The organism is Streptomyces sp. NPDC056224 (genome assembly GCF_042267665.1).
Taxonomy (GTDB): domain Bacteria; phylum Actinomycetota; class Actinomycetes; order Streptomycetales; family Streptomycetaceae; genus Streptomyces.
Genome location: NZ_JBHJTK010000029.1, coordinates 83,715 through 92,676 on the forward strand (window position 1 = coordinate 83,715; position 8,962 = coordinate 92,676).

General features: G+C 72.9%; 8 protein-coding genes. 3 read left to right on the forward strand and 5 right to left on the reverse strand.

The features are described from left to right. Positions 1–5 precede the first annotated feature (5 nt). Complete coding sequence (locus ACFCZ1_RS27455) at positions 6–2,744, forward strand: PKD domain-containing protein (RefSeq protein WP_376680947.1); 2,739 nt, start codon at positions 6–8, stop codon at positions 2,742–2,744. Positions 2,745–2,810: 66 nt separating this feature from the next. On the opposite strand, the gene ACFCZ1_RS27460 is transcribed toward ACFCZ1_RS27455, so the two are convergent. Both ACFCZ1_RS27460 and ACFCZ1_RS27465 read right to left on the reverse strand, forming a co-directional pair. Next, the gene (locus tag ACFCZ1_RS27460; RefSeq protein WP_376680948.1) at positions 2,811–3,209 is read right to left on the reverse strand and encodes a hypothetical protein; all 399 of its coding nucleotides are present in this window, start codon (positions 3,207–3,209) and stop codon (positions 2,811–2,813) included. Positions 3,210–3,224: 15 nt separating this feature from the next. After that, positions 3,225–3,869 carry a hypothetical protein gene (locus ACFCZ1_RS27465; protein WP_376680949.1) on the reverse strand — a complete coding sequence of 215 codons (645 nt, stop codon included), beginning with the start codon at positions 3,867–3,869 and terminating at the stop codon, positions 3,225–3,227. A gap of 112 nt (positions 3,870–3,981) precedes the next feature. Here ACFCZ1_RS27465 and ACFCZ1_RS27470 point away from each other — a divergent pair, with 112 nt between their 5' ends. Then, a complete protein-coding gene (locus ACFCZ1_RS27470; RefSeq protein ID WP_376680950.1) occupies positions 3,982–4,284 on the forward strand; it encodes a hypothetical protein in 303 nt (100 codons plus the stop codon). Positions 4,285–4,342: 58 nt separating this feature from the next. Here the strand turns inward: ACFCZ1_RS27470 and ACFCZ1_RS27475 are convergent, their stop codons facing one another. The 3 genes from ACFCZ1_RS27475 to ACFCZ1_RS27485 are packed head-to-tail and all read right to left on the reverse strand — an operon-like array spanning position 4,343 to position 7,549. Beyond that, positions 4,343–5,431: a prenyltransferase gene (locus ACFCZ1_RS27475; RefSeq protein ID WP_376680951.1), complete on the reverse strand. Its 1,089-nt coding sequence runs from the start codon at positions 5,429–5,431 to the stop codon at positions 4,343–4,345. Next, a complete protein-coding gene (locus ACFCZ1_RS27480) occupies positions 5,428–6,171 on the reverse strand; it encodes a class I SAM-dependent methyltransferase (protein WP_328925453.1) in 744 nt (247 codons plus the stop codon). Before ACFCZ1_RS27480 ends, ACFCZ1_RS27475 begins: the two co-directional genes overlap by 4 nt. Before the next feature lie 58 nt (positions 6,172–6,229). After that, positions 6,230–7,549 carry a glycosyltransferase family 4 protein gene (locus tag ACFCZ1_RS27485; protein WP_376680952.1) on the reverse strand — a complete coding sequence of 440 codons (1,320 nt, stop codon included), beginning with the start codon at positions 7,547–7,549 and terminating at the stop codon, positions 6,230–6,232. A gap of 204 nt (positions 7,550–7,753) precedes the next feature. Here ACFCZ1_RS27485 and ACFCZ1_RS27490 point away from each other — a divergent pair, with 204 nt between their 5' ends. Further along, positions 7,754–8,377 carry a TetR family transcriptional regulator gene (locus ACFCZ1_RS27490; RefSeq protein WP_376680953.1) on the forward strand — a complete coding sequence of 208 codons (624 nt, stop codon included), beginning with the start codon at positions 7,754–7,756 and terminating at the stop codon, positions 8,375–8,377. Positions 8,378–8,962: the final 585 nt, after the last annotated feature.

Consider the following 8,962-nt stretch of genomic DNA (forward strand, 5'->3'; position numbering starts at 1 on the left):
CCCTGTTGCGCCCTACCCGTGCGACCGTCCTGCTGACCGCGGGCCTGGTCACCCTTCTCGGGGTTCCGGCCGCCGCCGCGGCCGATGCCCCGTCCACGCTCTACGTGGACAACTCCTACCTCCCCGACTGCTCCGACAGCGGGCCCGGTTCCGAGGAAACCCCGTTCTGCACGATCGCGGCGGCCACCAGGATCGTGCAGCCCGGCCAGACCGTACGGATCACCGCGTACAAGCCGTACGACGAGACGGTCACCATCGACCGCTCCGGGGAGCCGGGCAAGCCCGTCACCGTCGTCGCCGGGCCGAACCCCGGCAACCTCTCGCAGGTCAAGGGCCTCAACATCCAGGACGCCTCCCACGTGGTGGTGCGCGGGCTGCGTTCCGTCGCAGGGGTCCAGGTCAGCCGTTCCACCGACGTCGAGCTGGACCGGATCACCAGCGTCTCGACGACCGACACCGCCTCCGTCGTCGTCGGCTGGGGCAGTGCCGACGTGCGCGTGAGCAGGAGCTACCTGCTCGGCCCCGTCCGGGTCGAGGGCGGCTCCCGGGGCACCGTGCTGAGCCGCAACCAGATCCGCGGCGGCATCACGGCAGCGGTCGACGCGGTCTGGGGCCCGGGCACCGTCGTCACCAACAACACCCTCTACCTCAGCTGTGACGCGGGCGTCTCCTTCCGCGGCGCTTCCACCGGCTCCGGGGCGTTCAACAACCTGATCTTCAGCACCACCCCCAGGTCCTGCAACAACCCCGACCCGCGCAGCGGCATCCTGGTCGGGAAGGACTCCACGACCGGCACCCGCGCCGACTACAACCTGCTGGCCGGCTTCCCGGCGGACGGGGTGGTCCCGTACAAGTGGGCCGAGACCGTCCACACCACCGCGGCGGCGTTCCAGGCCGCGACCGGCCAGGGCGCGCACGACATCCTGACCCCGACGACCTCGGACGTCGGCCCGTGGATGCGCTCGCCCACCGTCGACTCCGGCGACCCGACGGCGCCGGGCGTCCTGCCCACCGACTACAGCGGGTACCCGGTGACGGACGATCCGCGGGTCCCCAACACGGGCAAGGACGGCGGGTTCATCGACCGCGGCGCCCACGAGTCCCAGGACGAAGTGCGCGGCGTCCAGCTGGAGATCGCCCAGAACTGGGCCCCGGTCGGCACCACCGTCAAGGTGAAGGCCGTACCGGACAACGACTGGCCCGGAACGCTGACGTACCGCTACGACTTCGGTGACGGGACGGCTCCGGTCGTCACCAAGGCGGTCACCGTCGAGCACGTCTACCGGTCGCCCTGCGCGTGCACGGTCCAGGTGACGGCGACCACCGCCGCGGGGAAAGAGGCCTACCGCCAGCAGTCGGTCAAGGTGACCCCGGACGCCCCGCTGGCCACGGCCTTCACCGCGCAGCCGTACCTGCCGAGCGCGAGCGACCCGAACCGGCTCGTGACGCCGCTGTCCGTCCAGGTCGACCCGCAGAGCGCCGCGGCCCCGTGGCCGATCGCGCGGACGGATGTGGACTACGGCGACGGCGCGAAGGACACCGGCAGCACGCTGGACCCGGTCCAGCACGCCTACCGGCAGCCCGGCACGTACAAGGTGACCGTGACCCTCACGGACATCAAGGGCGCCACCTCCACCGCCGAGCGGACCGTGCAGGTCGCCTACACCCCGGCCGGCTACGTCCCGGTCGCCCCGTACCGGATCCTGGACACGCGGACCACCGGCTCCCCCATCCAGGGCGGTAGCGCCACACCGGTCGACGTTCCCGTCCACTACTACAGCTCCGGCTCGCACCACACGGCCGGCGCCTCCGCCGCGGTCCTGAACGTGACCGTCACCGGCGCCACCGAGGACACCCACCTCAGCGTCTGGCCCTCTGGCCAGCCCCGCCCGGTCACCTCCAACGTCAACGTCAAGGCGGGCGGCACCTCCTCCAACACCGTCACCGTGCCCATCGGCGCCGACGGCAAGGTCTCCGCGCAGCTCAACTCCGGCAAGGCCGCGCTCATCGTCGACTTCGTCGGCTACTACCAGCCGAACACCGGGCAGCGCTTCTCCCCGATCGCCCCGACCCGCCTCGTCGACACCCGCACCGCGGGCGGCGCCCTGGGCGGCGGCCAGACCCGCACGGTGAAGGTCGCCGGCGTGGGCGGCATCCCCGCCGACGCCACCGCGGTGGCCCTCAACCTGACCGGCACCGGCGCGACAGAGCAGGCGCACGTCATCGCCTACACGGAGCCGGACAAGCGACCCTCCACCTCGAACCTGAACGTGGAACCCGGCAAGGACAAGTCCAACCAGGCCATCGTCCCCGTCGGTCCCAACGGCACCATCACCCTCTACACCAACACCGGCTCCACCCACATGATCCTGGACGCGGTCGGCTACTACGCCAAGGACGGCAAGGCCCTCTTCACGCCCGTCGTCCCCCAGCGCCTCGCCGACACCCGCACCACCGGCAAACTCGCCCCCGGCGCCACCGCCACCGTCGCCGGGATCCCGGCGAGCGCGCTCGGCGCGGCCCTGAACGTGACCGCCACGGACACCACCGGTCCCGGCTTCCTCACGGTCTACGGGCACGGCGGCACGCGGCCCGAGGCCAGCAGCCTCCAGACCCGCCCCGGTGACACCGTCCCCAACCACGTCACCACCCCGGTGGGCGACGGCCGCGTCACCATCTGGAACAGCTACGGCGGCGGCAACCACGTGATCACCGACCTGTTCGGCTACTTCACCCAGGGCTGACCCGCCCGCAGCACCCCGGGAGCCCCGGTCACCGCGCACACCGCGGTGACCGGGGCTCCCGGCGTGTCAGGGCGAAGGGGTGTCCGCGTCCGGCGGCGACACCGCCGCCAGCAGCTCGCGCAGGTCCAGCGGCATGACGGCGATCTCGATGGTCCCGCCGCCCTCGTACGTACACCTCACGATGCGCGAGCCGGGGTTGATGGAGACGCCCTCCCGTAGGGACGGCACCCGCACCCCGGTCACGTGGCCTCCGGGCAGCGGCAGCGGCTCGCCCCGCCGCGGGACCCAGCGGGCCGCGCCCGGGCCCGCGTACACCCGGCCCATCCGCCAGCGGCCCTCACCGGCCGGCTCGCGGGCCATGCCGGGGATCCCGGACACCGGCCCGGCGGCAATCCGCGCGCGGTGCTTGCGCCGCAGGAGCCAGCCTGCTCCGGCGGCGAGGACGACCACCACGATCTCGATCACCCCGCCATTGTGCTCCTATCCGCCCAGCTGGGAGACGCTGGGGACCTGGTCGGTCACCTCGGCTCCCGCGCTCTTGCCCGCGTCCTTGACGCCGCTGATGACGTTGTCGAAGGAGGCGATGTCGCCGTCACCGGCCTGCCCCTTGCGCAGCTTGCTGCCGAGGCCCTTGAGGGACTCGATGCCCGCCGTCAGCGGGACGAGCGCCTTCGACAGCAGCGGGTCGCCCTTGGCGTTGTCGGCGGCCGCCTTCAACCGGTTGTACGCGAAGGCACCCGCGAGGCCGGCCTTGATGAGCGCGAACGTACGGCCCTTCGCGCCCTTCTTGAACTTGCCGGCGCGGTACGGCTTGATGATCCACTGGTACGTCGCCCCGGCCGCGAGCCCCGCGTTGGCGACGAAGCGCGCCTTGGCGAACTTCTGCTTCTCGGCCGAGGTGCTGGGCGAGGGGGTGGGGGCGGCCAGCTCGTCGGCTTCGACGGCGGCCGGTTCCGCGGCCGCGAGGGCCGCCAGCTCCCCCATCGACGCGGCGGAGAGTTCTTCGCTCCGGCTCCCGGCGCCACCGCCGTCGCTGCCGCATGCGGTGGCGCCGGCCAGCAGCGCGGTGGACAGGACCACCGCCGTCAGGGCGCGGCGGATTCGGACGGTCGTGGGTAGGGACACGGGTTCCTCCGGGGAGTGGGGTGTCCCCCGCAGCCTCGCCCGGGCCCCGGGGCTCCACCACTTGGGGGACCCGTTCGGGTTTGCGGCCCGCCCGCCCGGCAAGACGGGTGACATGCCCACACACACCCGAGTACACGCCCGAGGAAGCAATCAGGCTGGCCGGGCCGTCGCACTGGTGGCGGACGTGCTCGCCTTCGTGATCGTCCTGTGGATCCTGCTGTACCTGCTGGACGCCAACCGCGGCAACGAGCTGGTGGAGTTCGTCCACGACAGCGCGTCCTGGCTGGCCGGCTGGTCCTACGACCTGTTCACCTTCAGCCGCGAATGGGTCCAGGTCGTGGTCGGCTACGGCCTGGCCGCGGTGGTCTACGTCCTCGTCGGACACGCCGTCGCGGGCTGGCTCTACCGGCGCTAGGCCCGGCAGAGCCAGGGGCCGCCCGGCCGACCGGCGCCGACCGGCCGGCCGCTGCGGCTCAGGCGCAGCAGTCGGGCTCCAGGCCGGCCGGGAGCGAGGTCCCGCCGAACACCTCGGTGGTGGCCTCGTCGCCGCCGAGCGCCGCGACGGCGAGCAGCAGGGATCCGGCGGTCCAGGTGGTCTGCTCGACCGGCCACACCGCCTCGTCCTGGAACACGTAACCCGTCCAGTACATGCCGTTGTCGGCGCGCAGGTGCGTGATCGAGCGCAGGATCTCCAGCGCCCGGTCCGACTCCCCCGTCGCCCACAGGGCGAGCGCCAGCTCGCAGGACTCGCCGCCCGTCACCCACGGGTTCGGCAGGACGCAGCGCACGCCCAGGTCCGCGACGACGAACTCGTCCCAGCGCTCCTCGATGCGCGCCTTGGCCTCGGAGCCGGCCAGGGCGCCGCCGAGGACCGGGTAGTACCAGTCCATCGAGTAGTGGTTCTTGTCGAGGAACCGCTCGGGGTGGTGGCCTATGGCATGGCGCAGGGCGCCCGCCGCGAGCTCCCAGTCGGGCTGCGGCTCCTCGCGGTGCTCGGCGATCGCCAGCGCGCAGCGCAGGGCCTGGTGGATGGAGGAGGAACCGGTCAGCAGGGCGTCCGTGACGGGCGTGCCGTCGGCCTCCCGCTTCCAGCCGATCTCGCCACCGGGCTGCTGGAGCGAGAGCACGCACTCCACGGCCGCGTAGACCGCGGGCCACATCCGGTCGAGGAAGGCGTCGTCGCCGGTGGACAGGTAGTGGTGCCAGACACCGACGGCTATGTACGCCGTGAAGTTGCTCTCGCGGCTCGCGTCCTGCGGCTCGGCGGTGTCCACGCCGTCCGGCCGGTCTGCGTAGGCCGCGTACCAGGAGCCGTCCCGGTTCTGGTGGGTGGCGAGCCACTCGTAGGCCTTCTCGGCGGCCGCGTGCTCCCCGGCCGCGTCCAGCGCCATCGCGGCCTCGGTGTGGTCCCACGGGTCGAGGTGGTGCCCGCGGAACCACGGGATGGCGCCGTCCGACCGTTGCGCGGCGAGGATGCCGGCGACGGTCTCGGCGGCCTGCTCGGCGGTCAGCACACCGTCCAGGACGAGGTGTTCGGGTGCGGTGCGCCCGGGCGAGGTCACTGCGCGGCGCCCGCGGCGTCGACGGGCAGGTGGGGCTTGGTCGCGTACGCCACGAAGCTCTTGCCGATGACCGGGTTGAGGGCCTGCTCCGCGAGGCGCGTGGCCAGCGGCTTCTTCATGATGTCCCAGACCAGGAGCTTGTGGTACGCCCGGACGGGCAGCGCCTTGTCGTTGTCGACGCCGAAGGCGCACTTGAGCCACCAGTACGGGGAGTGCAGCCCGTGCGCGTGGTGCGTGCCGTACGGCTTGAGGCCCGCGGCCTCCATCTTGCCGAGCAGCTCGTCCGCCTTGTAGATGCGGATGTGGCCGCCCTCGACCTCGTGGTAGGCGTCGGAGAGCGCCCAGCAGATCTTCTCCGGGCCGTAGCGCGGCACGGTGATGGCGATGCGCCCGCCGGGCTTGAGCACGCGGACCATCTCGGCGAGGACGCCCTTGTCGTCGGGGATGTGCTCCATCACCTCGGAGATGATGACGACGTCGAAGGACTCGTCGGGGAAGGGCAGCGCGAGCGCGTCGCCCTCCATGGCGGTGGCGGTGGCGCCGGCCGGGGCCTCGCCGGCCTCCTTCATGGCGGCGAACCACTTGGCGACCTCGCGGATCTCCTCGCCGTTGCGGTCGACGGCGACCACCTGGGCGCCTCTCCGGTAGCACTCGAAGGCGTGCCGGCCTGCGCCGCAGCCCAGATCGAGCACACGGTCGCCTGCGGCGAGCGGGAACCGGGAGAAATCGACGGTCAGCACGGGGTCCTGCCTTCGCGGTCGCGGGGGTGTACGGGGGTGGTGTGAACGGGGCGGAAGGTCACCGCGGGCGGCGGGCACGGCCGGCGGCTGCCCGCTCGATGGCGGCCCGGTAGTGCGCGGCGGTGCCTTCGGCGGCCTTGGCCCAGGTGAAGCGGGTCAGGACCCGTTCGCGCCCGGCGGCGCCGAGGCGGGCCCGCAGCTGCGGGTCGCCCAGCATCCGGCCCAGCGCGGCGGCCAGCGCGCCCGCGTCGCCCGGGGGCACCGCGAGGCAGGTCTCGCCGTCGGGGCCGGAGACTTCGGGGATCGCGCCGCCGGTGGTCGCGACGAGCGGGGTGCCGGTGGCCATGGCCTCGGCCGCCGGGAGCGAGAAGCCCTCGTAGAGGGAGGGCACACAGGCGACCTGGGCGCTGCGGACGAGGTCGACGAGTTCGGTGTCGGTGATGCCCTTGACGAAGCGGACGGCGTCGGTGAGCCCGTACGTCTCGATGGCGCGGGCGACCGGCCCCTCCTCGGCGCGCTTGCCGACGACGACGAGGTGGGCGTCGGGCTGCTCGGTGCGCAGCTTCGCGAGCGCCTCGACGAGGTGGACGAGCCCCTTGAGCGGAACGTCGGCGCTGGAGGTGGTGACGATGCGGCCCGGCACCTCGGCGACGGAGGGGTCCGGGGACCACAGGTCGGTGTCGGCGCCGATGTGAACGACGTGGATGCGGCCGTGCTGGACGCCGAGGTGCTGGGCGATCTCCTGCTGGGAGGAGCCGGAGACGGTGAGCACGGAGGGCAGGCGCCGGGCGACGCGGCCCTGCATGCGCGTGAAGGCGTACCAGCGCCGCACGGAGGCCCGCTTCACGCGGTCGGTGGCGGCGTCGAGGTCGAGCTGCCGGTCGACGGTGATGGGGTGGTGGATCGTGGTCACCAGGGGTGCGCCGAGATCCGCCAGCAGCCCGTATCCCAGGGTCTGGTTGTCGTGGATGACGTCGAACTCGCCGGCGCGGGCGGCGAGGTGGCGCCGGGCCCGCAGGGAGAAGGTCAGCGGCTCGGGGAATCCGCCGGTCCACATGGTGGCGACCTCCAGCGCGTCGATCCAGTCCCGGTACTCGTCGCGCTTGGGAGTGCGGAAGGGATCGGGCTGCCGGTAGAGGTCGAGGCTCGGGAGTTCGGTGAGCGTGGCCCCCGTGTCGAGCACCGGATAGGGCTGCGCGCCGATGACCTCGACGGAGTGCCCCAGGCGTACGAGCTCGCGCGAGAGGTGGCGGACGTAGACGCCCTGGCCACCGCAGAACGGGTTCCCCTTATAGGTGAGGAGCGCGATGCGCAGCGGGCGGTCGCCGTCGGTGGCGGAACCCGGGAAAGGGCTCGTCACCATGGCCTCAGCGGTCACTCCTGGCCCCCTTCATCCCTGCACTTTCGCCGGAGCGTAACCGCTCGGATAATGTAGAACAAGTTTCAGACTTGATCCGTTGAGACCATTGAATCTACCGGCCGGAAACCACACCGTAAGAGGCGGAGCAGGTGATTCGCGCCACGGCTTCGGCGCCTGACATGCTGACTCCGGATCAGCCCGCAACGACTCGGAACGGGACACATGACAGCGGAAGCGAAGGCCGCCCACACCTCGGCGTCCCCTCCCTTGACGGAGCGCCAGGAGGCGCGCCGCCGCCGGATCCTGCACGCCAGTGCCCAGCTGGCGAGCCGGGGCGGCTTCGACGCCGTCCAGATGCGCGAGGTCGCGGAGTCGTCCAGCGTGGCGCTGGGCACCTTGTACCGGTATTTCCCGTCCAAGGTGCACCTGTTGGTGGCCACCATGCAGGACCAGCTGCAGCACATGCACACGACGCTGCGCAAGCACCCGCCGGCCGCGGACGACCCGGCGGCGCGGGTCGCGGAGACCCTGATGCGGGCCTTCCGGGCACTCCAGCGGGAGCCGCACCTCGCGGACGCGATGGTGCGGGCCTTGACCTTCGCGGACCGCAGCGTGAGCCCCGAGGTGGACACGGTGTCCCGGCTGACCACGGCGATCATCCTCGACGCGATGGGCCTGGAGGCCCCGCCGACGGCGGAACAGCTCTCGGCGGTCCGGGTCATCGAGCACACCTGGCACTCGGCGCTGATCACCTGGCTGTCGGGCCGCGCCTCGATCGCCCAGGTCAAGATCGATATCGAGACGGTCTGCCGCCTGATCGACCTGACGGACCCGGAAAAGGCCTGAAGCCACCGGTAGGCGCGGCGCGGGGGCTGCGGCGGCGGGCTACGAGCACGCGGCACGACCCGCCCGGGCAGGGCGGGCCCGTTCACCGTCGGCGCCGCCCCGACGGAGGGCGGGGCGGCGCGGGGCGGTGCGGTGCGGGGGCACCGGTCGTGGGTCACGAACCGCTCCGGGGAGGACCCGGGGTCACGAACCGTTCCGGGGCGGACCCGCCACCCACGCCGCGAGCTTCTAGGCCGCTCGGCCGCCGGCGCCATCAGGCGGCGCAGCTAACGATGCCGCACGCGCCCCCGGGAATCCGGGTCGGACCCGGGTCCCGCCCGGCAGGTCGGCCGTTGACGGCCCGACCTGTGGAATCGTCCGGTCCGGTCCCATGCCGCCCGCACCGCGCGGCCACCGTCTTGCGGGGGCGGGTCCGCTCCCGCGGGGGCGGTCGCGGTGGCCGTCCCCGCAGGCGGCGCTCCTCCGGCGAGGCCCGGGCCGGCCCGCCCGGCGGCCCCCGCGACGCTGCGCGGGCACCGCCGGCCGGGGACGACCCGGCGGCGCGGGTCGCGGTGGGCGCGGGACGACCCGGCGCCCAGCCCGGCG

Excerpts from the sequence above, each read along its gene's own strand:
- ACFCZ1_RS27470 (WP_376680950.1), top strand. The coding sequence starts at position 3,982 with ATGCCCACACACACCCGAGTACACGCCCGAGGAAGCAATCAGGCTGGC.
- ACFCZ1_RS27490 (WP_376680953.1), top strand. The coding sequence starts at position 7,754 with ATGACAGCGGAAGCGAAGGCCGCCCACACCTCGGCGTCCCCTCCCTTG.